This is a genomic window from Bradyrhizobium sp. S3.12.5, from assembly GCF_040548225.1.
Taxonomy (GTDB): Bacteria; Pseudomonadota; Alphaproteobacteria; order Rhizobiales; family Xanthobacteraceae; genus Bradyrhizobium; species Bradyrhizobium cytisi.
Map to the genome: position 1 here is coordinate 137891 of NZ_JBEPRF010000019.1, position 26377 is coordinate 164267.

At 64.0% G+C, this 26377-nt stretch carries 23 protein-coding genes; 10 read left to right on the plus strand and 13 right to left on the minus strand.

The genetic code is table 11. From position 1 onward, the window contains the following. Positions 1–23: 23 nt before the first annotated feature. Positions 24–1463, plus strand: a complete 1440-nt coding sequence (locus tag ABIC09_RS26555; protein WP_354111090.1) for a serine hydrolase domain-containing protein — start codon at positions 24–26, stop codon at positions 1461–1463. A gap of 4 nt (positions 1464–1467) precedes the next feature. Here ABIC09_RS26555 and ABIC09_RS26560 read toward each other — a convergent pair whose 3' ends face one another. Further along, positions 1468–2838: an MmgE/PrpD family protein gene (locus tag ABIC09_RS26560; RefSeq protein WP_354111091.1), complete on the minus strand. Its 1371-nt coding sequence runs from the start codon at positions 2836–2838 to the stop codon at positions 1468–1470. 117 nt (positions 2839–2955) lie between these two features. On the opposite strand from ABIC09_RS26560, the gene ABIC09_RS26565 reads away from it, so the two are divergent. Beyond that, complete coding sequence (locus ABIC09_RS26565; protein WP_354111092.1) at positions 2956–4071, plus strand: FUSC family protein; 1116 nt, start codon at positions 2956–2958, stop codon at positions 4069–4071. A gap of 53 nt (positions 4072–4124) precedes the next feature. Further along, positions 4125–4511, plus strand: a complete 387-nt coding sequence (locus ABIC09_RS26570) for a VOC family protein (RefSeq protein WP_354111093.1) — start codon at positions 4125–4127, stop codon at positions 4509–4511. Between the two features lie 139 nt (positions 4512–4650). Here the strand turns inward: ABIC09_RS26570 and ABIC09_RS26575 are convergent, their stop codons facing one another. Then, positions 4651–6042, minus strand: a complete 1392-nt coding sequence (locus ABIC09_RS26575; RefSeq protein ID WP_354111094.1) for an MATE family efflux transporter — start codon at positions 6040–6042, stop codon at positions 4651–4653. Between the two features lie 211 nt (positions 6043–6253). Further along, entirely contained in the window at positions 6254–7549 is a 1296-nt protein-coding gene (gene murA, locus ABIC09_RS26580; protein WP_354031345.1) for a UDP-N-acetylglucosamine 1-carboxyvinyltransferase, read from the minus strand. 363 nt (positions 7550–7912) lie between these two features. Here murA and ABIC09_RS26585 point away from each other — a divergent pair, with 363 nt between their 5' ends. The 4 genes from ABIC09_RS26585 to ABIC09_RS26600 all read left to right on the plus strand — a co-directional run bounded on the left by ABIC09_RS26585 (position 7913) and on the right by ABIC09_RS26600 (position 11627). Further along, a complete protein-coding gene (locus ABIC09_RS26585; protein ID WP_354085127.1) occupies positions 7913–8323 on the plus strand; it encodes a TadE/TadG family type IV pilus assembly protein in 411 nt (136 codons plus the stop codon). Between the two features lies 1 nt (position 8324). After that, positions 8325–9986: a pilus assembly protein TadG-related protein gene (locus ABIC09_RS26590; RefSeq protein ID WP_354111095.1), complete on the plus strand. Its 1662-nt coding sequence runs from the start codon at positions 8325–8327 to the stop codon at positions 9984–9986. 119 nt (positions 9987–10105) lie between these two features. Then, the gene (locus ABIC09_RS26595) at positions 10106–10240 is read left to right on the plus strand and encodes a hypothetical protein (protein ID WP_283812726.1); all 135 of its coding nucleotides are present in this window, start codon (positions 10106–10108) and stop codon (positions 10238–10240) included. Positions 10241–10721: 481 nt separating this feature from the next. After that, on the plus strand, positions 10722–11627 hold the full coding sequence (locus ABIC09_RS26600; protein ID WP_246229824.1) for a LysR family transcriptional regulator: 906 nt from the start codon (positions 10722–10724) through the stop codon (positions 11625–11627). 182 nt (positions 11628–11809) lie between these two features. Here ABIC09_RS26600 and gyrB read toward each other — a convergent pair whose 3' ends face one another. The 6 genes from gyrB to rpsT all read right to left on the minus strand — a co-directional run bounded on the left by gyrB (position 11810) and on the right by rpsT (position 20951). Continuing rightward, positions 11810–14245, minus strand: a complete 2436-nt coding sequence (gene gyrB, locus ABIC09_RS26605; RefSeq protein WP_148750899.1) for a DNA topoisomerase (ATP-hydrolyzing) subunit B — start codon at positions 14243–14245, stop codon at positions 11810–11812. Between the two features lie 279 nt (positions 14246–14524). Next, positions 14525–15268 (minus strand): hypothetical protein, encoded by a 744-nt coding sequence (locus ABIC09_RS26610; protein WP_354111096.1) that lies wholly within the window; start codon positions 15266–15268, stop codon positions 14525–14527. Positions 15269–15386: 118 nt separating this feature from the next. Further along, positions 15387–16523, minus strand: coding sequence for a DNA replication/repair protein RecF (gene recF / locus ABIC09_RS26615; RefSeq protein ID WP_354111097.1), 1137 nt, complete (start codon positions 16521–16523; stop codon positions 15387–15389). Between the two features lie 99 nt (positions 16524–16622). After that, positions 16623–17741, minus strand: a complete 1119-nt coding sequence (gene dnaN, locus ABIC09_RS26620; RefSeq protein WP_354111098.1) for a DNA polymerase III subunit beta — start codon at positions 17739–17741, stop codon at positions 16623–16625. Between the two features lie 253 nt (positions 17742–17994). Beyond that, positions 17995–19407 carry a chromosomal replication initiator protein DnaA gene (gene dnaA, locus ABIC09_RS26625; protein WP_246229822.1) on the minus strand — a complete coding sequence of 471 codons (1413 nt, stop codon included), beginning with the start codon at positions 19405–19407 and terminating at the stop codon, positions 17995–17997. 1277 nt (positions 19408–20684) lie between these two features. Continuing rightward, positions 20685–20951, minus strand: coding sequence for a 30S ribosomal protein S20 (gene rpsT / locus ABIC09_RS26630; RefSeq protein WP_018319466.1), 267 nt, complete (start codon positions 20949–20951; stop codon positions 20685–20687). 408 nt (positions 20952–21359) lie between these two features. Here rpsT and ABIC09_RS26635 point away from each other — a divergent pair, with 408 nt between their 5' ends. From ABIC09_RS26635 to ABIC09_RS26645, 3 genes are all read left to right on the plus strand, one after another. Then, entirely contained in the window at positions 21360–21677 is a 318-nt protein-coding gene (locus ABIC09_RS26635; protein ID WP_148750894.1) for a hypothetical protein, read from the plus strand. A 134-nt stretch (positions 21678–21811) separates the two neighbouring features. After that, a complete protein-coding gene (gene msrA / locus ABIC09_RS26640) occupies positions 21812–22468 on the plus strand; it encodes a peptide-methionine (S)-S-oxide reductase MsrA (RefSeq protein ID WP_148750893.1) in 657 nt (218 codons plus the stop codon). A 202-nt stretch (positions 22469–22670) separates the two neighbouring features. Next, entirely contained in the window at positions 22671–23411 is a 741-nt protein-coding gene (locus tag ABIC09_RS26645; protein WP_148750892.1) for a polysaccharide biosynthesis/export family protein, read from the plus strand. Positions 23412–23529: 118 nt separating this feature from the next. On the opposite strand, the gene ABIC09_RS26650 is transcribed toward ABIC09_RS26645, so the two are convergent. The 4 genes from ABIC09_RS26650 to ABIC09_RS26665 all read right to left on the minus strand — a co-directional run bounded on the left by ABIC09_RS26650 (position 23530) and on the right by ABIC09_RS26665 (position 26223). Continuing rightward, positions 23530–24012 carry a hypothetical protein gene (locus ABIC09_RS26650; RefSeq protein WP_148750891.1) on the minus strand — a complete coding sequence of 161 codons (483 nt, stop codon included), beginning with the start codon at positions 24010–24012 and terminating at the stop codon, positions 23530–23532. Between the two features lie 220 nt (positions 24013–24232). Next, positions 24233–24904: a dienelactone hydrolase family protein gene (locus ABIC09_RS26655; RefSeq protein WP_354111099.1), complete on the minus strand. Its 672-nt coding sequence runs from the start codon at positions 24902–24904 to the stop codon at positions 24233–24235. A gap of 186 nt (positions 24905–25090) precedes the next feature. Beyond that, positions 25091–25435 carry a hypothetical protein gene (locus ABIC09_RS26660; protein ID WP_148750890.1) on the minus strand — a complete coding sequence of 115 codons (345 nt, stop codon included), beginning with the start codon at positions 25433–25435 and terminating at the stop codon, positions 25091–25093. Positions 25436–25458: 23 nt separating this feature from the next. Next, positions 25459–26223, minus strand: a complete 765-nt coding sequence (locus tag ABIC09_RS26665; protein WP_354111100.1) for an alpha/beta fold hydrolase — start codon at positions 26221–26223, stop codon at positions 25459–25461. Between the last annotated feature and the right edge of the window lie 154 nt (positions 26224–26377).

The window sequence follows — 26377 nt, forward strand, 5'->3', positions numbered from 1 at the left end:
CGCCCCGAAGCAGGAGAAAGCCCGTGACCCGCTGCCGCAAGATCATCCTCGCTACCACCGCCACCGCCACCGCCATCGCCTTTGCCGGCCTCGCCCTCGGCGCGGCGCGGGCCCGCGACGTGCCGAAGGTTGCCACCGGCTTCATCGCCGACACGCTCTGCTCGGAGACGTTCGTCTCCGGCCTCGATCCCATGCGCGACCTCGCCGAGACCACCGATGCGATGCCGGGTGCGGGTCTCCTGACCTGGGCGATGGATGTTCGGGTCGATCGCGCCCGCAAGGATGTCACCGTGAGCCTGTTCGGCATCGGCCGCAGCCACGCCGTCTATCGCGAGGGGCTCGGCTGCACGCTCGAGCACGACCAGGGGCTCGTCGACGTCGCGGTGCCGCCTGACGACAAGCAGCCGGCGTTGCTCCCCGAGATCGCCGGCCCGGGACTGGTGCCGCCGCAAAGCCAGGGGCTATCCGCCGCGCTCGACCGCGCTTTCGCCGAGCCCGCACAACCGCCTTATCGCCGCACCCGCGCGATCGTCGTCATGAAGGCCGGGCGCGTCGTTGCCGAGCGCTATGCTGACGGTGTCGGGCCGGAGACGCAGCTGCTCGGCTTCTCCATGACGAAGTCGGTGATGTCGGCGCTGACAGGCATTCTCGTGCGCCAGGGCAAGTTGAAGCTCGACGGGCCCGCGCCGATCACCGCCTGGCAAAATCCGGACGATCCGCGTCATGCCATCACCGTCGATCAATTGCTGCGTCACACCGCAGGCATTGCGCTCGGAAGCTCGTTGGAGGCCTGGCTCGGCTCCGCGCTCGAGCCGGTTAATGCTATGAAATACGCCGAAGACGATATGGCCAGCTTTGCCGAGCGCGCGCCGCTCGCGACCGCGCCGGGCACAGTGTGGAATTATCATGACGGCAACACCATCATTCTCGCGCATCTGATCCGCAACGCCGCCGGCGGCAAGCCCGCGGATGCGCTTGCCTTCGCGCGCCGCGAATTGTTTGCCCCGCTCGGCATGAACAACGTCACGCTTCAGCTCGACGGTGCCGGCACGATCGAGGGCTCCGGTGAGATGCTGGCATCCGCGCGCGACTGGGCGCGCTTCGGCCAGCTCTATCTCAACGACGGCGTCGCTGGCGGCAAGCGCATCCTCCCCGAGGGCTGGGTGAACTATTCCGCGACTGCCACGCCAAACGCGTGGGTCGGCATCGGCGCCGGCTTCTGGACCAATCAGGGCGACAGCTTTGGCGCAAAGTTTCGAATCAAGCATGGCTGGCCGCGCGATGCCTTCTTCGCCAAGGGCACGATCGGGCAGTACACGATCGTGATCCCGTCGGAGCGGCTGGTGATCGTGCGCCTCGGCCGTTCGCCGAACGCGCCGCCAGAAGCCGATGGCGTGTTCGATCTGGTGCGGGACGTGGTGGCGACAACCCGCGAGAAGGGGAAGCTGGCGGGGGCGAACTAGGCGGCTACTGCCGCCCCAATTCCGTCGCCTTCGCCACGCGATCGAACCGCTCCAGCGTCATGATGGCGTCAGCGAATTTGTCGGCCCGCGCATTCAGCACGGGCCGCGCCAGCGTCAGGAATTTTTGCTGCATCGCCTGCGCATCCGGGAACGATGCCGGCTCTCCGGAAGGATCGGCGTAAAGGCGCTCGTGCACGCCGTCATCGGTGGTGATGCTGACGCGGGCGCCAAAGGGATGGGTGCGGCCGACCTCGAGCCGGTCGTCCTGCACCACGTCGAACTTGTCGGCGAGCGCGTCGATCGCGGCGTCGCCGAGACGGCTGTAATCGTCCCAGCCGAACGAGCCCTGGTCGAGCGCGAGCGCGCCGGTGAAGAACATCGAGAACTGGCCGCCGACGATCGAGGTGGGGTGCCGCTTGGTCGCGGCATCGCCGGTCAGGGTGATGCCGTTGCGGTGCAAGCCGATCTCGACGCGCTTGACCTGGTCGGGCGTCAGGTTGTGCTCGCGCCGCATCGCGATCAGCGCGTCGATCGCGGCATGGGTGTAGCGGCAGCTCGGATACGGTTTCACGCCGATCTTCATGGTCTCGTAGGTCTTGCCGAGCCCGGCCACCGCCTTGTCGGGATGCGCGTCGTCGGTGTAGCCGGCGAGCAGGCCGTGCTTGCCTTCGATCGATTCCGTCGCGCCGACGAAATCGTTGCGCGCCAGCGTCGCGGCGATCACGCCGTTCATCGCGGCGGCGCCGACCTGGTAGCGCTTGTTCCAGGCGCCATTCATCAGGAATTGCAGCGAGCCCGCCGCCTGGCTGCCGGCGACGCCGAAGGCGGCGATGATCTGCGTCTCGGAGAGTCCGAACAGCTTGCCAGCCGCAGCGGCCGCGCCATAGGTGCCGGCGGTCGCGGTCGGATGAAAGCCGCGCGCATAATGTGAGGTCGGGTCGAGCGCGTTACCGAGACGGCAGCAGACCTCGTAGCCCGCCACGATCGCCGTCAGCACGTCGCGCCCGGAGGCGCCGACCATCTCGCCGACGGCAAACGCGGCCGGAACCACCGGCGCGCTCGGATGCAGTGAGGAGTCCGCATGGGTGTCGTCGAAATCGAGGGAATGGCCGAGCGCGCCGTTGAGCAGCGCCGCCACCGCCGGTGTCCAGGTCTTGCTGTCGCCGAACACGGTGGAAGAGCCCTTGGTGTCGAGCGCGAGCGCTTCCAGCATCTTCAAGATCGATGGGGTCGATTCCGCCTCGCTCCGCGCCCGGATGGCACTGCCGAGGAAATCCAGCGTCAGCACCTTGGCGCGATCCAGCACCTCCGCCGGAATATCCGCGAATTTCAGCTTGGCGACATAGGCGGCGAGCGTTGCGGTTTCGTGAGCCATCGTGTTTCCTCGTTTTGGCCGGCAAATTAGGCGGGCTGATTTTGCCTTTCAAGCGGCCTCGGGGCCGCGGGCATCAGCCATGCTTCCGGCTGGTCACGAGGATCGGGACATTCGACGATGGCAGGCGCAAAGGAGCTGTTCGACCGCATCCGGTCGCGGCGGACGCAATTGGGGCTGGCGCTCCGGGTCACGGTGGCGGCGACGGCCGCCTATGCGATCGCGACCGCGCTGCATCTGTTGCTGCCACTCTGGGCGGTGCTGACCTCGCTGATCGTGACCCAGATGAGCGTCGGCCGTTCGCTGAAGGCGACGCGCGACTACATGCTCGGCACGATCGGGGGCGCCATCTATGGCGGCGCCATCGCGATCACGATCCCCTATTCCAGCGAAGCCGGCCTGCTGGGGCTGCTGGTGCTGGCGGTCGCGCCGCTGGCCTTCATCGCGTCGATCTATCCGACCCTGAGCACCGCCACCGTGACCGCTGTGATCGTGCTGCTGGTCCCGACCATGCACCACGCCGATCCGCTGGCGTCGGCGATCGATCGCGTCAGCGAGGTTTCGGTCGGCGCCATCACCGGGCTGCTGGTCTCGTTCCTGGTGTTGCCGTCGCGCGCGGTGCGGCAGATCCGCGCCAGCGCGGCAAAACTGCTCGAGCTGATCGCTGAGGCTTTTACGGAGCTGCTCGCGGGCCTCACCCGCGGCCGCGACAACGATGCGCTGCATCGGATCCAGGATGGCATCGGCACCGCCATGGTGGGCATGAATGCGATCGGCGCGGAGGCCGAGCGCGAGCGTTCGGCGCGGCTGTCGAGCGGTCCCGACACCGGCCCGCTGCTGCGAACGATTCTGCGACTGCGCCACGACGTCGTGATGATCGGCCGCGCCACGGTGGTGCCGCTTCCGGTCGAGGTGCAGGTCAGGCTCGCCGGCCCGCTGGCGGAAGTCAGTGCGGCGTTCCTGCGCTTCCTCAAATCCGCGGCCGAAGCCCTGCGCGAGGGCGGCGGCGCGCCGCCGATCCATCCCGTGCACGTCGCGCTTCAGCACTATTCGGAGGCCGTCGCGGCCGTGCGCCAGGACGGGCTGATCCGCGGCCATGCCGGCGACACCGCGGAGCGCTTCTTCGCGCTCGGCTTCTCGCTGGAGCAGATGCACCAGAACCTCTGCGATCTCGACCGCGTCATCGGCGAATGGTCGGAGGCCGCGGGTGACAAGCCCGCGCGCGTCGCGGAATAGAGCGTGAGCAATGCGTAATGAAGGAAGGAGAGAGCATGTTAGGAAACGCGAAGGTGGCAACCCGGCTTCCGGCCAAGGACCTGAACCGCGCGCGGGCGTTCTACTCCGAGAAACTCGGGCTCGAGCCGGTTGAAGAGCGTGCGTGCGGGCTTCGCTATGTCTGCGGGGGGAGCGAGTTTGCGCTGTTCGTCTCGGCCGGAACACAATCCGGCACGCACACGCAGATGGGATGGGAGGTCGAGGATATCGAGGCAACGGTGCGCGAGCTTCGCGCGCGGGGAGTCGAGTTCGAGGAGTATGACCTGCCCGGCTTGAAGACCGTCAATGGAATTGCGGAGATTGCCGGGAATTATCCAAGCAAGGGGGTTGGGGAACGGGGCGTCTGGTTCCGCGATAGCGAAGGTAACTTGCTGGGGATCGGGCAACCGGTGCGAACGTGACAAGCGCCTATGTCGAGACAGCTGAAGGGCGCCATGGAGCAGAACAGCTAGACGGAAAGCGTCATCGCGTCGATGAACTGCGCGCCTGAGAGCACCGTGCCGGCGTCGACATTGGGGGTGACTTCGTGAACGGGACTTGTCATCCCGCGATCTTGCGCGTCAGCATGTGGAATCGCAAGATCAAGAGGCCGGCATAGACGAACGATCCGATCGACAGTCCGATCCAGACGCCGACCGCGCCGAGGCCGGCGTGGAAGGCCAGCGCCCAGGCAATGGGGAAGCCGACGCACCAATAGCCGATCGCCGCGAACACCAATGTCATCCTTGTGTCGTTGATGCCGCGCAGCGCACCACCCATGATGGTCTGCAGCGCATCGGCAATGAAGAAGGTTGCGCCGACCAGCAAAAGTGTTGCGGTCAGCTCGACGGTCGGGGCGCTGGCCTCGCTGCTGCCGAGGAACAGCCGCCCCAGCTCGTAGCGGCCAAGGATGATGGCAACCGTCAGGCCTGCGACGAACGCGATCCCGAGCACGGCTGCGACGAGGCCCGCGCGTCGGACGCCGGCCGGCTCGTTACGGCCATAGGCATGACCGACCCGCACCGTCGCGGCCATGCCGATGCCGAGCGGGACCATGAACAGCACGGCCGTGACCTGGAGCGCGATCTGGTGCGCGGCAAGCGCGGCGGTCGAGATCAGCCCCATCAAGAGCGCGGCCGAAGAGAACAGGCCGTATTCCAGCAGGAGGGAGAACGAGATCGGCGCGCCGATCACGATCAGCTGACGCATCAAGGGCCAATCGATCCGCCACAGATGGGCCAGCGGATGATAGTTGGCGAACGGCTTGCGCCACGCCGCGATGGCGAGCGCCGCAATGAAGGTGCCGAGATTGATGAGCGTCGTCGCCAGTCCGGCGCCGAACAGGCCGAGCTCGGGCAGGCCGAACAGGCCATGGATCAGGCAGTAGACCAGCACGAAATTCGCGGGGATCGCCGCGAGCGTGATCCACAGCGGCGCCTGCGGCCGGTTCACCGCGCTCATCATGCTGCGCAGCGCGATGAAGCCGAGTGCCGGCGCGATGCCCCAGGCAAGGCCATTCAGATAGCGCTGGGCGAGGCCGGCCGAATGCGGCGCCTGTCCGAGCGCAATCAGGATGCGCTCGCCATAGAGCGGCGACGCCATCATCGGCAGCGAGATCAGCAGCGCGACCCAGAGGCCGACGCGCAAGGACAGGCGGATGCGCCTGACGTCGCCGGCGCCGAACGCCTGCGCGGCCAGCGGCGATACCGCGGCCATCAATCCCAGCCCGAAGGTGAAGCTGACGAAATAGACGGTGTGCGCAAGTGCCGCAGCGGCGACTGCATCCTCGCCGAGCCTCCCGATCAGCGCGAGATCGCTGGTGATCATCGCGATCTGCCCGAGCTGCGTCAGCATCATCGGCACGGCCAGCCGCAACGTCTCGACGAACTCCGCCGCGAGATGGCTTTGCGCGCCGGCTTGCGGCTGCGAATGAGGTTGGACGGTGTCGAGCATGGCTATCCAGTAGCATCGCAGGGCGACAAAAACATGGCTCGGCTTTCTTACCCTCTCCCCTTGTGGGAGAGGGTGGCTCGCCGCAGAGCGGCGAGACGGGTGAGGGGTTGTCTCCGCGAGTCCAGCTTCGAGTTTGAGCGAGCGGAGGCAACCCCTCATCCGGCGCTTTGCGCCACCTTCTCCCACAAGGGGAGAAGGGAAGAAAGAACAGTCACCCCTTCCGTTCCGGCACGCGCCGGATCTTCGCGCCCAGCGCGTTCAGCCGTTCGTCGATGCGCTCATAGCCGCGCTCGATCTGGTCGGCGTTGTTGATGGTGGAGGTGCCCTCGGCGCAGACCGCGGCGAGCAGCATCGCCATGCCGGCGCGGATGTCGGGCGAGCTCAGCGTCGCGCCGTGCAGCCGGCTCGGCCCTGCGATGATGGCGCGATGCGGATCGCATAGCACGATACGCGCGCCCATCCCGATCAGCTTGTCGACGAAGAACATCCGCGACTCGAACATCTTCTCGAACATCAGGATCACGCCTTCGCACTGCGTGGCGGTGACAATCGCGATCGACATCAGATCGGCCGGAAAGGCCGGCCAGGGCTGGTCCTCCAGCTTCGGCACGTGGCCGCCGAAATCGTCCTGGATCTTCAGCGTCTGGTTCGACGGCACGATGAGGTCGTCGCCCTCGATGCGGCAGACGATGCCGAGCCGCTCGAAACCCATGCGGATCGAGCGCAGATGCTCGACGCCGGCACGGACAATTCGCAGGGGCGAGCGCGTCACGGCGGCGAGACCGATCAGCGAGCCGACCTCGATATGGTCGGGCTGGATCCTGTAGGTCGCTTCCCCCAGCGTCGCCGGGCCATGAACGATCATGGTGTTGGTGCCGATGCCCTCGATCTTCGCTCCCAGCGCGACCAGGAAGTTGGCGAGGTCCTGCACATGCGGCTCGGAGGCGGCGTTGCGCAAATGGGTGACGCCGTCAGCCGCGACTGCGGCAACCAGCGCATTCTCGGTCGCGGTGACGCTCGGCTCGTCCAGGAATACGTCGGCGCCGGTGAGCTTTGGCGCGCGGAATTCCAGCCGGTCGGTCGCGGTGACCTTGGCACCGAGTTGCTCCAACGCGAGCATATGGGTGTCGAGCCGGCGCCGGCCGATGATGTCGCCGCCGGGCGGCGGCAGCATCACCTCGCCACAGCGGGCGAGCAGGGGGCCTGCGAGCAGGATCGAGGCGCGGATGCGGACGCAGAGCTCGGGATCGAGATCGGCGGCGCGGATGCTCTTGGCGTGGATGTGAAGCGTGTTGCGGGCGGTCCATTCTGCGGCCGCGCCGACCGAGCGGACCAGCTCGACCAGGGTCTCGGTGTCGCGGATCCGCGGCACGTTCTCCAGCGTCACCGGATGCTCGGTGAGCAGTGCGGCCGCGATGATCGGCAGCGCCGAATTCTTGTTGCCGGCCGGCTCGATCGAGCCCGAGAGCCGGTGACCGCCCTCGACGATATATTGGATGGGCGCCACTTGGGTTCTCGCTTCCTGTTTCAGTTGGGCTGGGCCGCTATCATGTCGGAAACTATAGGGAATTGCCGCCAATATCAATTTTGTGCCCCGCCGTCTGCGGCTCATTTGTTGCGGAAATCGACCGGATGTTGCGCCCAGCAGGAGAACGGATCGGATCCGATGGCGCCCCGAGAGGGCAAATTAGAACGATGAGCCTTGCCCGGCATAGGTGACCGCGATCGGGTCAGGGGCCGGTCACGAGCTGAATCTTATGGCACCATCAACATTTATGAACCCCTCAACCTAAGCTTGCGTCACCTATACGCTTTGTAAGACAGGCATCGGGCAAACTATGGAGAAGTTCGTACAGCAGGGGCTCCTCTAATGCGTTTCATGCGAAATGAGAGTGGTGCATCGGCGGTCGAATTCGCAATGCTGCTTCCGGTGTTCCTGACGATCATCTTCGGTATCGTGGTATTCGGATCCTATCTCACGATGGTCCACGGTGTTCAGCAACTCGCAGCCGAGGCGGCACGAACATCGATCGCCGGCTTGAATGACAGCGAGCGCAACAGCCTCGCCACTTCCTACGTCACGACGAACCTTGGAAGTTATCCTCTGCTGGACGCAACAAAGGTCAGCGTGACTGCAGCGCCATCGGGCGCGGACGCAAATATCTACATCGTAACGGTGCAGTACGACGCGTCTTCCGACTTCATATTTGCGCTTCCATTCACGCCACGCCTGCCATTTCCGATCACCCGGTCGGCAGTGATCCCATACGGAGGCTTTTGAGATGCGGCACAAATCGCTCATTGATCGCTTTCGTGCCGACATTTCGGGCAACTTCACGATCATGGGTGCGGGTTTGATGACGCTGGTCATCGGCTGCACCGCCCTTGCCGTCGACGTCGGCGCGATCTTCGCCGACAGGCGAAAGGCGCAGAGCGCGGCCGATCTTGCCGCGGTCGTCGCAGCGAGCAATCTCACCAATGCCTATAATGCGGCGGCCGCAACCGTCGTGAAGAACAATTTTCCCGCCAATTCGCTTGTCGCGGTGAACCTCGGCACCTACACGCCGAATTCGGCGGTGACGCCACAGGCCCGCTTTGTAACGCCAGCGACCGGCGTGGCGAACGCTGCGCGGGTCACCCTGAATACTCAGACGCCGCTTTACTTCGCGCGCTACTTTACCGGCAGCAGCAACTTCACGATCAATACGACGGCGACGGCGTCCAGCACCGCTCTCGCGTCATTCGCGATCGGCTCACGGCTGGCATCGATCAATGGCGGTCTCTTGAACGCCATTCTTGGCGGCATGCTCGGCACCAGCCTCTCACTATCTGCGATGGATTATCAGTCGCTGATCAATGCCAAGATCGATGCCTTCGATTTCCTGACGGCCCTTGCGACACGCGTGAACCTGACGGGAGTGACCTACGACAGCCTTTTGACGGGCAACGTCAAGATGTCCGATGCCATCGCAGCGGCGCTTGCTGCACAACAGGCCGCCAACGGCGCAAGCTCGGCGACAATTGCCCTGTCGACTATTTCGCAAGCGGTATCGAGTCTCTCGAACAAGCTCAGCCTCGCCTCACTGATTGACCTGGGGCCATATAACGGCCTCACGGTGGGCCAGAAACCCAAAGTCGGCGTCAGCCTCTCGGTCTACAGTCTCGTCTCGGCGATTGCCGAAGTGGCCAACGGTACTCATCAAATCGCAACGTCAGTCAATCTCGGGCTTCCCGGCGTCTTGAACGCAAGCCTGGTTGTGACGATCGGGGAGAGACCGGTCGGATCGGGATGGGTCACGCTTGGGACACAGGGCGCGAGCGTGCATACTGCTCAAACCAGAATCCTGCTCACGGTCCAGCTCGGAGGAAGTGGTCTCGTCCCCGCTCTCAATCTTCCGATTTACATCGAGATCGCCCAGGGAACGGCAACGCTCGATGCCATCTCCTGCAGCCATCCGGACGTCAGCAATTCGACGGTCAGGCTCGGCGTGACGCCGGGCATTGTCGATGCCTGGATCGGCAATGTTTCCATGGCTGACATGACGAACGTCACCAGCAAGCCCAATCCTCCGCCAGCCGTGCTGGTTGGCGTAGGCGGGCTGAACGTATCCGGCCGTGCGCACGCGGCGATGGGGAATACGTCGGCGACGCCGGTGACCTTCACTTATGTCGACATCCAGTCTCAGCTGGCGAAGACGGTCTCGACCCAGAACTTTGCGTCGTCCTTGACGTCGAGCCTGTTGGGCGACCTGTCGCTCAGCATCAATGGCGCAGGCCTTCCGATCCCGGGTTTGACGTCGACGGTGGCCGGGATCCTGTCGGGGGCGACTACGTCGATCGATCAGCTCATCGCCTCGACCCTGTCAACGCTTGGTGTGCGAGTCGGCCAGGCCGACGTCTGGGTCACGGGCGTCCGCTGTGACGGCGCAGTGCTCGTCAATTAGACGTGAGCCGCGGGACTGTGCGTAACCTGCTGAACCGGATCAGGCGCATAGGTGCGCCGAATTCTAGCGGAAGCTCAATCGAATCTCTCAATGTCGTCTCCGGTGACGTCGCGACCGCGATGACAGCGATCCGATCCGCCATCGGACACGTCAGTGAGTATGTCGCGAATACCACCGCGGTGGTCGAGGAACAGAGCGCGGCCACCGACGACATTGCCTCGAGCATGCAGCGCGCTGCGGCGGAACTGGCGTGAGGGTTCGCAGTCCGGCGGCAATTTGTGTGAGTGAACCAGGTAAGATCAGCCGACGGGAGTTCGAGCAAAGCCAAACGTCAGCGCTGCACGGGAGACACTGTTTGAATGGGGGTACGACAGGGTAGCAGTCTCGAATTGGATCGGCGGGAACTTGCCAAGCTCAAGATTGAAACTTAGGATAGAGCGCGCAAGGAAGCTTGCGATGTTTCTAAACCGACGTTTGCAACGTATTCAACCATTGGGCAGATCGCGTTTGGCTCGGTTGCGCTCCTGACGCGCGAGCTCATAAAGCTCAAAGCGGTTACCGACGGCTGCTTTGATATGCATTTTGCGCGTCGGCGCATGTGTCGCAGCATGGGATAATGACGGATTGGACGAGCTATGCGCTGTCGTGTCCGACGCCGGCGCTTTGTCCGCGAAAAAGATTTTCCCTTGATCGTAATCAACCAGGACCGCGGTTTAGTCGATCAGTCCCTTGGCGATGATCAAGCGCACGCTGGTGGGGAGAATGTCAAGCAAGAACGGTACCATTATCCCGATTGAGATTATGCGCACGGTTGTCGCAATCACAGAGCTTGGCAGCCTGAGCAAGGCTGGCGAGCGTCTTGGGCTCTCGCAACCGGCTGTCAGCTCTCAGGTAAAGCGTTTGCAGAATCTGATCGGAGGTGCAGTTTTCCAGAAGAGCTCGAGTGGCGCAACGCCGACGGAGCTGGGCAAGCTGGTCTTGATTCAAGCTCGTAAGATTCTGGATGCCAACGACCAGGTGCTGCAACTCGGGGGCAAGGAAGGTGGGCCGACTGCGCTGCGGCTCGGCCTTAGCACCGCGTTCGTTGAACGCTTCATGCACGACAGGCCTCCGGATGCTCTATCCAATATATTCGTCCATGCTGATCATTCGAGCGCGATCAGGAAAGGCCTTTTGGAAGGTTACATTGACATCGCCTGCGTTTTTGCGCCGGACTCGGACCACGAATTCAGGGACACGATTGTCCACCAGTTCAGCGTGCCGCTGGTCTGGATTCGTGCAAATGGCTTTGTCATCAGACCGGGCGACCCAATCCCGTTGGTGACCCTCCCTGAAGACGACTACATGATCCGTCCGCTCGTAAAGGCAGGACTCTCGTATCGGATTGTATTTTATAGTCCGGATTATCAGGCGCGCATGACGGCAGTGAGAGCCGGGATAGGGCTGGGAGCCGTTCCTTTATCGATCGCGCCTGGCGATCTGGTAGAGGCGAAAGAGTATTATTTGCCGCCATTACCGGCCCTCAACGCCTATGTTTGCTCGCGAGCGGGACTTGAGCGGAACGATGCCACGGAGCTCCTGCGCAGTCTTTCAACGACGTTTGCGAACCCGCCGATATCGGTACCCCTCAGGCTGAAATAGGGTGCTGATGGGCCGTTCAACTCCGGCACGGCAGCCGAGACTGTCCAACATGTCGCCGCAAAACGAGATCTCATCCCGAAGAGCCCGCCAAGGCCGGCGTTTCGAAGATCGGGCGCACGGACACTGTGGACCATGTTCTGTTGCAGTCGTGAGCGGCAGGCTTCCCAGGCGCGCAACCGGTCCTAGATATCGATCGTCGCGCTCAGCGAATGTTCCTGGATGAAATCGCGGCGCGGTTCGACCACGTCGCCCATCAGCTTGGTGAAGATGTCGTCGGCCTCGTCGACCTCCTTGACCTTCACCTGCAGCAGCGAGCGCGCATTGATATCCAGCGTTGTTTCCCAGAGCTGCTCCGGGTTCATCTCGCCCAGCCCTTTGTAGCGCTGCAGCGTGACGCCCTTGCGGCCGGCGTCGGTGACCGCCTCGAACAGGTCGACCGGGCCGTAGACCATGTGCTCGACGTCCTTGCGCCGGAGCTTGCCGGGGCGGGCATAAACGTCCTGGAGCTTCACGGTGTATTCGTCGAGCTTGCGGGCTTCGACCGAGCCCAGGAAGGCGTCGTCGATGACGGCGGCTTCCCTGACGCCGCGCACCGTGCGCTCGAACTGGAAACCCTGACCTTCGACGTACTGGCCGAGCCAGCCGCGCTCGACCTCCTCGGACTGATTGTCCAGGCGGCCGGCGATGTATTGCGCGGCTGCGGCAGCCTTCTCGGGATCGCCGTAGATCGCCTTGTTCAGCACGCCGGTAATCGCGGCCTGCTCGATCACCTTGCGATTGTAGCGGCTGTGCAAATTGCGGAGGACGCTGCGGACAGTCCGGGCATCGTCGACCAGCGAACGCAGGTCGCGGCCGGTGCGGTCGCCGCCGACGCCGGGAATGAACACGCAGTCGTCGAGGCCGGTGTCGATCAGATAATCTTCGAGCGCCCGCTCGTCCTTCAGATATTGCTCGGATTTGCCGCGGCTAACCTTATAGAGCGGCGGCTGGGCGATATAGAGGTAACCGCCGTCGATGATGTCGCGCATCTGCCGGTAGAAGAAGGTCAGCAGCAGGGTGCGGATGTGGGCGCCATCGACGTCGGCGTCCGTCATCACGATGATCTTGTGATAGCGCAGCTTCTCGATCGAGAACTCGTCGCTGATGCCGGTGCCGAGCGCGGTGATCAGCGTGCCGATCTGCTCGCTGTGCAGCATCTTGTCGGGACGCACGCGTTCCACGTTGAGGATCTTGCCGCGCAGCGGCAGCACCGCCTGGAATTCGCGGTTGCGGCCCTGCTTGGCGCTGCCGCCTGCCGAGTCGCCCTCGACGATGAAGAGCTCGGATTTCGCCGGATCCTTTTCCTGGCAGTCGGCGAGCTTGCCGGGCAGCGAGGAGACCGAGAGCGGGCTCTTGCGGGTCAGCTCGCGCGCTTTTCGCGCGGCTTCGCGGGCGGCGGCGGCCTGGATCACCTTGCCGACGATCATCTTGGCTTCAGACGGATGCTCCTCGAACCAGGCCTGGAGCGCCTCGTTGAGCACGTTCTCGACCACGGGACGCACTTCCGAGGACACCAGCTTATCCTTGGTCTGCGACGAAAACTTCGGATCCGGCACCTTCACCGACAGCACGGCGGTGAGGCCTTCACGGCAGTCGTCGCCGGTCAGCGCGATCTTTTCCTTCTTCGCATTGGCCTCAGCATAGCCGTTGACCTGGCGCGTCAGTGCGCCGCGGAAGCCGGCGAGATGGGTGCCGCCGTCACGCTGCGGGATGTTGTTGGTGAAGCACAGCACGTTCTCATGGTAGCTGTCGTTCCACCACAATGCGGCCTCGACGCCGATGCCGTTGGCCTCCGCGCGCACCATGATCGGTGCCGGCACGATCGCCTTCTTGTTGCGGTCGAGATATTTGACGAATTCCTCGACGCCGCCGGAATAGTGCATCTCCTCACGCTTCTCGACCGCATGACGCATGTCGGAAAGTGCGATGTTGACGCCGGAATTGAGGAAGGCGAGCTCGCGCAACCGGTGCTCGAGCGTGGCGAAATCATACTCGATGTTCTTGAAGGTGTTGGGGGAGGCCTGGAACGTCACCTCGGTGCCGCGCTTGCCGGGCGCATCGCCGACGACGGCCAGCGGTGCCACCGCGTCGCCATGGGCGAACTCGATGTAGTGCTCCTTGTTGTCGCGCCAGATGCGCAAGCCGAGCTTGCTCGACAGCGCGTTGACGACGGAGACGCCGACGCCATGCAGGCCGCCGGAGACCTTGTAGGAGTTCTGGTCGAATTTTCCGCCGGCGTGCAGCTGGGTCATGATGACCTCGGCCGCGGAGATGCCTTCGCCCTTGTGGATGTCTACGGGAATGCCGCGGCCGTCGTCGCGCACGGTGACGGAATTGTCGGCATTGAGCACGACGTCGACGCGCGAGGCGTGGCCCGCCAACGCTTCGTCGATCGCGTTATCGACGACCTCGTACACCATGTGGTGCAGGCCCGAGCCGTCATCGGTGTCGCCGATATACATGCCGGGGCGCTTGCGGACGGCATCGAGCCCCTTGAGCACGCGGATCGATTCCGCCCCGTAATCGCTTGGATTTGAGAGCTCGTTTTCGGCAGGCGTCTGCCGAGCAGGTTCTGTCATGAGAGGCCTTCGAGATGTCGCCCGAATCAGCCGCGCAAAAGGCGCTGATTTGCAGGCTATTTGTGCCATGAAAGACCAATTGCGCCTAGCGCAAAGTATCCTGTGGCAACCCTTTGATGAGATAGGATTTTTGGGCCGGTTTTCAAGGCGCGCGAAGGCCGATTTGGGGGCTCGCGAAAAGCCCGATTCGAGGGGCGTTTTCGGAGCCCGAAAGACGTGGATTTTGCGGGGGGGACGAGAGCTGGTTCCGAGGCGCTCCCGATCAGGATGGTGCAGGGATCAATACAGCAGGAGCGGTGACCATGCCTCGCCGTCACGCCCGATCGTGAGCTCCCAGGTATCGCCAGCGGCAAGGTGAAGGACGTGCGTGGTGGCCGGATGGCTGGGCACGCCCAGTTCGTAGGAATATTTGCCGGGTGGCAGATCCAGCGACACCGCACGGGTGCCGGCGGCGCGCTTTACGGTCTGGTCGTTGATCGTGAGTTCGGCGTCGGTCCCGCTGATATTGGAGAACACCAGCTTCGCCTGGCCGGGCTCGGGCATGACGTTCGCGCTGGTCGCGACAGATGCGTTCTTCTGCACGAGATCGACGCTGGTGCTGCTGTCCTTGCGGTCGAGCGCCAGCATGCCGGGCCCGACCGGGGAGACGAAGGCGAGCTGGACGTGATCGGCGGAGACCACCGCGCCATCGCGCTGTTCCTGCCAGCCGAGCTTTCCGAGCTCGCTGCGGTAAAAGGCGAGCACGTTGCCGAGCTCGGCGGGCACGGTCGCCTCTAACTTGGTGCGGAGCGGCGTTGCAACGCCCTGCACGACGGTGGTGTGGATTCCCCGGTAGCTGTAACGGGTCGGTGCGGGCAGCCGGGCCTCGGGATCCGGCGTGAGCCCGGGCGAGAACAGCACTGAGACATGCGGCATCCAGGCGCTGGCGGTGGCCGCGAGCAGGCAGCTTGCGAGGAAGGCGAGGCCGCACGCAAACGCCCGCCATCGTGCCGGAGCTTTCACCCCGAGCCTTACCGTCCGCATGGTCACCCTCAAGGACATCGCGCGCTGTGAGATCGCCGCGATTGCAACGGCTGCGACACCGTCGGTGCGGCCTCAGGGAGCTAGTCGCGACGGGAAATGTTCGGGTTCAACGACGCAGCTATCGCCGCGCGGAAACGTGTCCGCTCTCGACGTCAAAGACTTCGCTGCCGGCGCCGATTCCGGCAAAGGCGGCCGGGTCGGCGCCGGTCAGCCACACCTGCGCACCGAGCTTGCGCAGCTCGTCGAACAGCGCGGCGCGGCGGTTCGGATCGAGATGGGCGACGACCTCGTCGAGCAGGAGCAGCGGCACAATGCCGGTCATCTCGGCGACCAGCGTTGCATGCGCCAGCACGAGGCCGATCAGGAGCGCCTTCTGCTCGCCGGTCGAGGCGTCGCGCGCCGGCATGCTCTTCGGCGCATAGATGACCTGGAGATCGGTGAGGTGCGGGCCGTCGGTGGTGCGGCCGGCAATCGCATCGCGCGGGCGGTTGTCGCGCAGGATCTGGCGGTAGCGGTCCTCGACCGAGGTCGCGGTCTCGGTCAGCAGCGCGTTCTCCATCCAGCCGTCGAGCGCGATCTGCGCCGACGGAAACGCGGATTGTTGTGCGCGCGCGTTCAGCATGCCGGTCAGCCGCGCCGTGGTCTGGCCGCGCGTTGCGGCGACCGCGACCGCAAGCTCGGCGGTCTCCCGCTCGATCGCGTCACACCAATGGTCGTCATAATTGCGCGTCTCGAGCAGGCGGTTGCGCGAGCGCAGCGAACGTTCGAGCGCGTTGATGCGGCTGGAATGCTCGCTGTCGATCGCGAGCACCAGGCGGTCGAAGAAGCGCCGCCGCTCGGAAGCAGCGCCCATGAACAGCCCGTCCATCGCCGGCGTCAGCCATACCATGCGGATATGGTCGCCGAAGGCGGCGGCCGAATTCACCGGCTCGCGGTCGATGCGGCAGCGCCGGCTGACCGCGGTGTCGGGTCGCGGTGCGTCAATGCCGGTGCCGAGCGTGGCCAGCCCCAGCGCGCCCTCGGCTTGCACGGACACCGCCCAGGAGCCGTCGCCCTGGTTGTCGGCGACGTCCTCCAGCGTGGCGCGCCTCAAGCCGCGTCCGGGCGACAGGAACGAGATCGCCTCGATGCAATTGGTCTTGCCCGCCCCGTTCGGCCCGACCAGCGCCACCATGTCAGCCGCCGTCTCGAGCCCCGCCGCCCGATAATTGCGAAAATGCGTCAGCGTCAGGCGATGAATGCGGGAGGGGGTCATGCGGTCTTTGTCATTGGCGCGCGTCAGCGGCGCCGCCCTTCGGACGGCTGTGCCCGGCCATGACGGATGTAGTCAATGCGTGAAGAGGCTGGTAGCCCCTCACACCCGCATCGGCATCAGCACATACAGCGCGCTCTTGTCGTCCTTGTCCTGCACCAGGGTCGGCGAGCCCGGGTCGGCGAGCTTGAGCGTGGCGACGTCGCCTTCGATCTGGGCTGCGATGTCGAGCAAATAGCGGGAGTTGAAGCCGATATCGAGCGCGTCGGAGGCGTACTCGACCTCGAGCTCTTCGGTGGCGCTGCCGGAATCCGGATTGGTCACCGACAGCACCAGCTTGCCCGGCGACAGCGACAGCTTCACCGCGCGGCCGCGCTCGCTCGAGATGGTCGAGACGCGGTCGACCGCGTTCTCGAAATCCTTCTTGTCGACGACGAGCTCCTTGTCGTTGCCTTGCGGGATGACGCGGCCGTAATCGGGGAAGGTGCCGTCGATCAGCTTCGAGGTCAGCACCACGTTACCGATGGTGAAGCGGATCTTGGCGGGCGACAGCTCGATCGTGACCTCGGCCTCGTTGTCCTCGATCAGGCGCTGCACCTCGCCGACGGTCTTGCGCGGCACGATCACGCCGGGCATGCCCTCGGCGCCCTTGGGCTGGATCAGGTCAAGCTGGGCGAGGCGGTGGCCGTCGGTGGCAACGCCGCGCAGGGTCGCGGCGTTCGCGGAGCCTGCGGCGTGCAGATAGATGCCGTTGAGATAATAGCGCGTCTCTTCCGTCGAGATCGCGAACTGGGTGCGGTCGATCAGCCGCTTGACGTCCTTGGCGGCGAGCGAGAACGAATGCGACAGCTCGCCGGTGGCGAGATCCGGGAAGTCGTTCTCCGGCAGGGTCTGCAGCGTGAAGCGCGAGCGGCCGGCTCGGATCGCCAGCACCGCGCGGTCGCCGTCGGCTTCCAGCACAATCTGCGAGCCATCCGGCAGCTTGCGCACGATGTCGTAGAACATGTGCGCCGGCACGGTGGTCGAGCCGGCCGTGGCGGTTTCCGCAGGCAGCGTCTCCGTGACCTCGAGGTCGAGGTCGGTTGCCTTCAGCGACAATTTCGCGTTCTCGGCGCGCACCAGCACGTTGCCCAGGATCGGAATCGTGTTGCGGCGCTCGACCACGCGATGGACATGGCCCAGCGACTTCAGGAGTTGCGCGCGTTCGACCGTAACCTTCATTGCACTACTCGCCCGATCCCCAAAAGAAGGAAAAAGCCGGGCGGAGGAAAGCGCGCCGCGGCACCGAAGACCCCGGAAAGCCGGATCATCCAGCCGATATGACCAAAGCCGTCAGGGTCGCGCAAGGTGGCGCGGATGGCCCCGGGATTCAAGGGATCGGGGGGCAGTTCCCCACGATTTACAGGCAAAAACGCGACCGCCGCCCAGGCATGGCCGGGGCGGCGGGAGGTGGAGAGAGGGGATACCTAGGCGTTTATTCCTGAAGCTGGCGCTTGAGCGACTCGACCTCCTCGGACAGCGCATTGTCCTTGGAAACCAGTGCCTCGATCTTGCGCACGGCGTGCAGCACCGTGGTGTGGTCCCGGCCACCGAAGCGGCGGCCGATCTCGGGGAGCGAGCGCAGGGTCAGCGTCTTGGCGAGGTACATCGCCACCTGGCGCGGACGCACCACATTGGCGGTCCGGCGCGAGGACAAGAGGTCGGAGCGGCTGACATTATACTGCCGTGCCACCACGCGCTGGATGTCCTCGATCTTGATCCGCTTCGGCTCCTGCGGCCGGATCAGGTCGCGCACCTCGTGCTCCGCCATCTCCAGCGTCACCGGCCGGTTGTTGAGCTTCGAGTGCGCCAGCAGGCGGTTGATGGCGCCTTCGAGGTCGCGGCCGTTATGGGTGATGGCGCGCGCCAGATAGGTCAGCACCTCCTCAGGCACCTCGAAGGTCGCGTGATGGGTGCGGGCGGCTGCGACGCGCGACTTGAGAATGCCGTGGCGCAGCTCTTCGCCGAGCGAGCCCATCTCGACCACGAGACCGCCGGCCAGACGCGAGCGGACGCGGTCATCCAGGCTTTCGAGGTCGGACGGCGGACGGTCGGCCGCGATCACGACCTGACGGCCGGCATCGATCAGCGCATTCAGCGTGTGACAGAACTCGGCCTGCGTCGACTTGCCCTGCAGAAACTGGAGATCGTCGATGACGAGCACGTCGATGCCGCGCAGCGCTTCCTTGAAGGCGAGCGCCGTCTGCGTCTTCAACGCGGCGACGAAGCCGTACATGAATTTTTCCGCGGTGAGATAGAGCACCTTGCGCTCGTTACCGGAATTGCCGGCCCAGGTCACCGCCTGCAAGAGATGCGTCTTGCCGAGGCCGACGCCGGCATGGATGTAAAGCGGGTTGAACATGACGGGATCGCCGCGGCGTCCCTCGGCGACCTGACGCGCGGCTGCGTGCGCCAGCGTGTTGGACCGACCGACGACGAAGCTCGCAAAGGTCAGGCGCGGATCGAGCGGCGAGCCGCCGAGCGCATCATGATTGGCGGACACCGGCGCGGTCGCCGTCGAGCGCAGCTCGGGCGCAGGCGCACGGCGCGCTTCGACCGGCGCCGGCGCTTCCTTCGACTGCACCACGGGGCGCACCGCGGAGCGAACGGTGAGATCGATGCGATGCACTTCCGGCATCTCGGCCTGCCAGCACGACAGCACGCGCTCGGCATAATGAGCCTGGATCCAGCTCTTCAGGAAGCGGGTTGGGACCGAGAGCCGCACGCTCTCCTCCTGCACGCCTTCGAGATCCATGCGCGCAAACCAGCTCGTATAGACGTCTTCGCCAACGTTCGAGCGCAGCCGGCTCTTCACGCGTGACCAGCGATCCTGTTCCGATGTCGTCATCATTTGAGAACTTTTCTTGAGAGATAAGGTTGCGTTGTGAGCGCCATGCAGAGTTCCTGCCATCAGGGTTTCCGCAATGGCGCGACCTCGAGCGAGACCATCGTCGGACATAGCCCGGCCGTTCGGCGCGAACGCCGCGGTCAGATCAGCGATGTCAGAGATGGGGTGTTCGCGAGGTCAGCGCGTACTCGGCGCTGCGTCACACGCGGGAGGCTGGATGTCCGACAGATCCAGAATGGCATACTTGGAAAAGGAAACTTGCTTCAATACCGCGTTGAGTCCGTAAGACATGATACCTCCCCGTCCTGCCGTGATTGCTCACGACAAGGTCCTGCGTGTCCTAGAAGACAACTGCGACTGAAGTCGCCGATGTCCTGCCCGTCTGCACTGTTCGTCCGTTCGGCTACGCCATCGTGCGTGTCGGGGTAGCTTCGTAAGGTCCCTCATTTGCGCCTGGCGCGGGCGAGATTGAGAAAAATCCCGCTTGGAGACATTTTGACAAAGAGCTACCGTTCCCACATTGCTGTGGGTTTTGATCCGACAATCGCTTGTTGAAGCGTCGCCTACGTGCACACCGCCGCCGATTTGCACGCTCGCCCCGTTTCCAAAACCGCGCTGGTCTCAAGATCGTGGGCGCCGCGAACGACTTAAGAAATACACTATGCGGAAAGACTCGCAACGGAATTGATTCACACTTGAGGCGATTAAAAACTTGATCTGCGTTAACGCCGCGCGGGAGTTGTTCACAGGCTCCGGAGCAAGTTTCTGGATTCGTGCACAGATTCGAAAATGCCGGACGTCGTGTGACAAAGACTCCCCCACCGCCAAAAATTTTTTACAAAAGCGTCACGCACGTGCCGCGCACCCGAATTTTCCAAATGCTTGGCGCTGCTATGTGGATAAGTGATTAGCGAGACATCGTTTTTTGAGTCGCGTTTCACAGGGTAACCCCAGCGCGAAACGCATTCCGGGGAAACTACGGTGTGCCGAACTCGCGCGCGCGAGAATCCAACTTAGGCCCGCCCCGCAGGGGTTTTTCGCACTGCACTGAAAGTTTCCGCTGTGGCAAAAACAACGACAGGTAGAATTACGGATATAGCATAGCGAAGACGACAAGACTCTTCCAACGGAAGATTGGTCGCCCAAAGACCGCAAGGATGAATTGTGACAGGCAACAAAAAGCCCGGCGCGAAGCCGGGCTGATTGACGAATGCGATGCTCGCTTCAACCGATCGAACGAGACGATCGGATTGTTCGACGAACTTTACTTCGTGAGTTTACTTCGCGAGCTTGGCGATCTGCGCGGTGAGGCGCGAGACTTTGCGGCTGGCGTTGTTCTTGTGAATGATGTTGCGCTGGGCGGCGCGCATCAGCGCGGGCTCGGCGTTGGCCAGCGCCTTGACGGCGGCGGCGCGATCGCCGGTCGCGATGGCTTCCTCGACGTTACGCACGGCACCGCGCATCTGGGTGCGGCGCGACTTGTTGACGGCAGTGCGGCGGGCGATCTTGCGCGTCGCTTTCTTGGCGGAGGTAGTGTTGGCCATGGTCTCAATGTCCTTTGCGGGTACCGGTCGCGTCTTGGTCGGGTAGCGCCGGCAGCTTGACCGCGGAATCGACGCTCGGATTTAAGGTGTTCGGTTGCTGGGCCGTTCCCGGAGCATGAGCGATAGGCCTTGCGGCCATCTCTGAGGCTCAAAAGAGCCTGCAACTGCTCAAAGAACAGCGGCGGCAGGATTGCGCCCACCGCCAGTTGGCGCCCTTATAGAGGGGGTCTTTGGCACCGTCAACGCTTTAGGGGGCTGGAAAGGCAGGCTCCTGGCACGCCAAAGGGGACCGTAACGCCCTGATGAGGTTGAATTTCTGCCGCCTCCCGGCTATTGGCTGACGGCGTTTCGTCAGCGTTTCTTCAACGTTCTTGGGGTCGTCCGATCGGGTGACCATAGAGGGTGAGCATGATCCGCGGCTTTTTCCGACTGATTGGCTTGTTGCTGCTGGCCGGCGGGTTCTTCTTCATGGTCTATGACGGCGCCCGCTGGGTGGCCGACCAGACCCTGCGCTTCACCCGATTCGGCCAGTTCTGGAACGATATCAACCAGGCCAGCCAGTCCGCCGTCCGGACCTGGGTCGAGGCCAAGGCGCCCTGGCTCTGGACCTCGGTGATCCGCCTGGTGCTGGACCAGCCGGTGTTCGCCGTCCTCGGCATTCTCGGCATTCTGCTGATGATCCTGTTCCGGCCGCGGAAACCCTTGATCGGCTATTCCAGGGACTGAGCTTTCGCGCATGCGGTGCCGTAACAAGGCTGCGCCTTTGCGCGTAAAGACCTATATCCCCACTCGATCGCGAGCCACGCCGCCTGAGCACCTGGCTCAGGCGTGCGACAGCTTGTTTTTTCGGAGATCCGATCATGCTGTTCATGCGCAAGACCACCGCACTGCCGAGCGCAGCTGACGCGCTGCCCGGCCGCGCGCAACCGATTCCGACCGCGACCACTCATTTCGTCAACGGCGCGAAGCTCGCGCCGCCCTATCCCGCAGGCCTCGAGCAGGCCGTGTTCGGGCTCGGCTGCTTCTGGGGCGCCGAGCGCAAATTCTGGGAGCTCGGCGATGGCGTCCACGCGACTGCCGTCGGCTATGCTGGCGGTCACACGCCGAACCCGACCTATGAAGAGACCTGCTCGGGGCGCACCGGCCACACCGAAGTGGTGCTGGTCGTGTTCGATCCGAAGAAGATCTCCTACGAGAAGCTCCTGAAGACGTTCTGGGAGAACCACAACCCGACGCAGGGCATGCGCCAGGGCAACGATTTCGGTACGCAGTACAGAAGCGCGATCTACACGACCTCCGACGCGCAGCAGCAAGCGGCCTTGGAGTCGAAGGCGCTCTATCAGAAGGCGCTCGCTGCAAAGGGTCTCGGGCCCATCACCACCGAGATCGCGCCGGCCGGCGAATTCTATTTCGCCGAGGACTATCATCAGCAATATCTGGCGAAGAATCCCGCCGGCTATTGCGGCCTCGGCGGCACCGGCGTGTCATGCCCCATCGGAGTGGGTGTGAGCGCTTGATCGAAATCCAAACTCTCGTCATGGCCGGGCTTGTCCCGGCCATCCACGATCTTTCGTGCAGCACCAAGAGCGTGGATGCCCGGGACAAGCCCGGGCATGACGGAGTGTACGGTTCGCGTCTTCGCGCCAAAGACCCCCTCAACCTTTTATTAACCATAACCAGTGCATCACTGGAGCTGTCTCGTTCCGAGGGATGGCTCCGGTGCCGGTTGCACGCGCGTTTCGATGGTCGATCCTGGCAGCGTCCGCCGCGCTGGCCCTGGGCGGCTGCATGCAGACCGCCGGTCCTGTCGCATACGTGCAGTCCCGTCCCGATCTCGACGCCATGGCCTACGGCCAGCCCTATAGCGCACGGCAGCCGGTCGTCGTCGCCGACAACGGCGGCGGCGCAATTGCCGCGCTCAGCAATTCCTTTGCGTCGGGTCCTGCCCCCGTGCCGGTCGCCTATGCGGCGCCGATGGTGGCGGCACCCATGCGCTACGACGCCTCCTATCACCTCGATGCCGGCGACAAGCTGCGCGTCGTGATCTATGGCCAGGAAGGTCTCACCAACAGCTACGCCATCGACGCCGGCGGCTCCATCACCATGCCGCTGATCGGCGCGGTGCCGGCGCGTGGCCGCACCACCGCAGGGCTCGCCGGTGAAATCGCCGCGCGTCTGCGCAACGGCTACATCCGCGAGCCGTCGGTCGCCGTGGAGATCGAGTCCTACCGCCCGTTCTTCATCCTCGGCGAAGTCGCAGCGCCCGGCCAATATCCTTACGTGCCCAACATGACGGTCGAAAGCGCAGTGGCGATCGCCGGCGGTTTCTCGCCGCGCGCCAAGCGTGACGTGGTGACCGTCACCCACACCGAGGGCGGCGGCGCCATGCGCGCCGTCGTGCCGCTCGGCACGCCCGTCAGCCCGGGCGATACCGTGTTCGTCGCCGAGCGCTGGTTCTAGCTCGCTGTCATTCCGGGGCGCGCGAAAGCGCGAGCCCGGAATCCATTTCTCCACCAACTCTGACGCCCGATGGATTCCGGGCCCGCGACTTCGTCACGTCCCGGAATGACGGAGAGCTTCACCTCCGAAAATCAAGCCGTCCGTTCGGAAAGCACCCATCAATCCGCGAGGCATCGACCACGAGCCCGACCCATGGCCGCATGATCGCGGGATTGGTCAGGTTGATGTACTTCCCGATCAGGCCATTGCCGCTCTCTCGCGCAGCATCGATCAGCCCGTGCCGCCGGCCGTTGTCCCAATCGAACCGCAGGTAAATCCGCTCGCCTACGACGCGGACCTCCGCGCGGCCCTGCTTCCATTGATCCGGCGTATCGCCGGCGATGGTCGGGTCGGCGCCACCGTTCCAGCGGCTCGCCCAGGCGCCTTCGAGCGGGTCGGAGAGCGTCGGAATGGATGCCCAATGCGCCGCATTGCCATCGGCGGCATCGCCGGCCAGCGTAGCGGTTATGGCATAGTGCATGACTTCGGAATCGCTGGGCTCCGGCACATCCATGGTGCCGAACGGGTTGCGGATGACGAGATTCGTGTTGGCCTGCTGCATGACGCTCTCCCGGCGTGAACTGGCGTGATCAGCCAGCTCTATCGCCGCGCGTCGTGACCCAGCCACCCGATTCCTGCTTCCTCCTCACGTCATTCCGGCGCGCGACGAAGTCGCGAGCTATGATGCGCAATTGCGCATCAGAGAATCCATCGCGCCACCAACTCCGCCGTCCGATGGATTCCGGGCCTGCGCCTGTCGGCGCATCCCGGAATGACAGCGGCTATTTCAAATGCTTGGCGAAGAATTCCATGCTCCGCGGCCAGGCGATCTCGGAGCTGGCCTTGTCATAGCTCGGCCGCTCGTCGCAATGAAAGCCGTGCTGCGCACCGGGATAGATGAAGACCTCGACCTCAGGCCGTTTCGCCTTGACGGTCTCGACGTCGGTCAAGGGAATGCTGTGGTCCTTCTCGCCGAAATGCAGCTGCGTCGGCACCTTCGGTTTCTCGTCGACAAAGCGCACGACGGCGCCGCCGTAATAGCCGATCGCGGCCTTCAGGCCGGTAAGCCGCGTCGCCGCGACAAAGGCGATGCTGCCGCCGAGGCAGAAGCCGATGATGCCGACCGGGCCGACGCTCTTCACTGCATCGATCGCGGCTTGCGTGTCGCGCAGCATCGCGTCCCAATCGGGATTGGCAACGAATTTACGCGCCTCCGCGATTTCATCGGGCGTATAGCCGGATTGGAAGCCCGGCGTGGTGCGGTCGAAGATCGACGGCGCGATCGCGACATAGCCTTCGCCTGCGAGGCGATCGCAGACCGCACGGATGTGATGATTGACGCCAAAAATCTCCTGGATCACCACCACCGCGCCCTTCGGCGCGCTGGCGGGATCGGCGCGATAGGCGCCCAGCTTGAAATTGTCCGACGCCGTCAGCTTGATGTCTTGTCCCACGCGGGTTGTCCTTCTTGCTTGTCGATCCGAAATCAGTGCTCTCTCCCCTCATCCTGAGGAGCGCGCTCTTCGCGCGCGTCTCGAAGGATAGAGGCCGAGCTGTAGCAGCGGCGGGGGCCTTTCATCCTTCGAGACGCTTGCTTCGCAAGCTCCTCAGGATGAGGGGAGGCAGTGGCGCAGCCGCGCCTATTCCCACATCCAGTTCTCGCCGTAATCCTCCTTCCATCCTGCCAGCCGGCCATGACGGAACTGCAGGAACAGCCGGTGGCGGTGGTACGGCACCAATCCACTGCCACCGATGTCGCGTAACGCAAGATAGATCTCGTTGCCGGGGCGCCCTTTGACGTATTGCAAGGGCTGCCCGAGGACGTGCGCGGTCTGGCCCGCATCCATCCCGAACGCCAACGGTGTGTTGTTCGACAAGGTGTCGACGAAGGGATGGCGCAGCGGCACCGTGCCGAACGGCTCGGCCTGCACCGACGCTGCCATTGAAAGAAGCGCTGCGCCCGCAGCCAGGATTGCCCGCTTCATTGCCGTGATCCCTCGATGATCGCCTATCCCGGCAAGTTCTTCAGGAAAGGCGCCACGGCGTCAACAAAAGCCTTGGGCTGATCGATGTTGACGGCGTGCCCGGCCGCGGGGATCACGATTTTTTGTGCGCCGGGGATTTTTGCCGCCATGTAATCGGACGCCGCCAGGAATGGCGCGTCGTCGGCACCGACCACGATCAGCGATGGCACCTTGATATCAGGCAGCAGCTCCATCACCTTGGCGTCGCGCTGGGTCAGCATGCCGCGCGCGGCGAGCGCCAGTCCCTTGGCGTTGCGATGGCTGGCGGTGGCGCGCTCGCGGGTGGCCGCTTTCAGCACGTCGAGACCTTCGCGGCCGAGCTTGTCGGCGGTGGCGAGCGCACGCGCATTCCAGGCCTCGCGCGCGTCGTCCTTCTTGAAGCCCGGGCCGGTATCGATGATCAACAGCGCTTGCGTGCGCATTGGATGAGCGCGGTAAAACGCGAGCGACATGTAGCCGCCGAGCGACAGCCCGCCGATGATGGCGCGCCTGGCGCCGACCGCATCGAGGATCGCCGCCATGTCGCCGACGGTGAGAGCTTCGCTATAGGCGTTGGGGTCATCGGGATAATCGGACTGGCCGTGGCCGCGCATGTCCCACAGCACGAGCTTGTGATCCTTCGCAAGCGCGTCGATCTGGCCGTGCCACATCGCCGACGTCGAGGAATAGCCATGGGTGAGCAGCAGCGGCGGCCCGTCGCCATGCACTTCATAGTAAATCCCGACGCCGTCCCGATCGATCCTTGGCATTGTTTCCGCCTTTGTTTTTTTATTTATCCGCGACACGGATGCACCCTCTCCCCTTGTGGGCTATGGGATGCCCGAAAGTGATTCCCCGGAGTTTATGGATGTGATTCAAGGCCTTTCGACCTGTCTGGGACGGAGGGCCTGCGATGTCTTTTGG

Excerpts from the sequence above, each read along its gene's own strand:
- ABIC09_RS26560 (WP_354111091.1), bottom strand. The coding sequence starts at position 2,838 with ATGGCTCACGAAACCGCAACGCTCGCCGCCTATGTCGCCAAGCTGAAA.
- ABIC09_RS26565 (WP_354111092.1), top strand. The coding sequence starts at position 2,956 with ATGGCAGGCGCAAAGGAGCTGTTCGACCGCATCCGGTCGCGGCGGACG.
- ABIC09_RS26575 (WP_354111094.1), bottom strand. The coding sequence starts at position 6,042 with ATGCTCGACACCGTCCAACCTCATTCGCAGCCGCAAGCCGGCGCGCAA.
- ABIC09_RS26585 (WP_354085127.1), top strand. The coding sequence starts at position 7,913 with ATGCGTTTCATGCGAAATGAGAGTGGTGCATCGGCGGTCGAATTCGCA.
- ABIC09_RS26590 (WP_354111095.1), top strand. The coding sequence starts at position 8,325 with ATGCGGCACAAATCGCTCATTGATCGCTTTCGTGCCGACATTTCGGGC.
- ABIC09_RS26595 (WP_283812726.1), top strand. The coding sequence starts at position 10,106 with ATGACAGCGATCCGATCCGCCATCGGACACGTCAGTGAGTATGTCGCG.
- ABIC09_RS26600 (WP_246229824.1), top strand. The coding sequence starts at position 10,722 with ATGATCAAGCGCACGCTGGTGGGGAGAATGTCAAGCAAGAACGGTACC.
- gyrB (WP_148750899.1), bottom strand. The coding sequence starts at position 14,245 with ATGACAGAACCTGCTCGGCAGACGCCTGCCGAAAACGAGCTCTCAAAT.
- ABIC09_RS26610 (WP_354111096.1), bottom strand. The coding sequence starts at position 15,268 with ATGCGGACGGTAAGGCTCGGGGTGAAAGCTCCGGCACGATGGCGGGCG.
- recF (WP_354111097.1), bottom strand. The coding sequence starts at position 16,523 with ATGACCCCCTCCCGCATTCATCGCCTGACGCTGACGCATTTTCGCAAT.
- dnaN (WP_354111098.1), bottom strand. The coding sequence starts at position 17,741 with ATGAAGGTTACGGTCGAACGCGCGCAACTCCTGAAGTCGCTGGGCCAT.
- dnaA (WP_246229822.1), bottom strand. The coding sequence starts at position 19,407 with ATGACGACATCGGAACAGGATCGCTGGTCACGCGTGAAGAGCCGGCTG.
- rpsT (WP_018319466.1), bottom strand. The coding sequence starts at position 20,951 with ATGGCCAACACTACCTCCGCCAAGAAAGCGACGCGCAAGATCGCCCGC.
- ABIC09_RS26635 (WP_148750894.1), top strand. The coding sequence starts at position 21,360 with ATGATCCGCGGCTTTTTCCGACTGATTGGCTTGTTGCTGCTGGCCGGC.
- msrA (WP_148750893.1), top strand. The coding sequence starts at position 21,812 with ATGCTGTTCATGCGCAAGACCACCGCACTGCCGAGCGCAGCTGACGCG.
- ABIC09_RS26650 (WP_148750891.1), bottom strand. The coding sequence starts at position 24,012 with ATGCAGCAGGCCAACACGAATCTCGTCATCCGCAACCCGTTCGGCACC.
- ABIC09_RS26660 (WP_148750890.1), bottom strand. The coding sequence starts at position 25,435 with ATGAAGCGGGCAATCCTGGCTGCGGGCGCAGCGCTTCTTTCAATGGCA.
- ABIC09_RS26665 (WP_354111100.1), bottom strand. The coding sequence starts at position 26,223 with ATGCCAAGGATCGATCGGGACGGCGTCGGGATTTACTATGAAGTGCAT.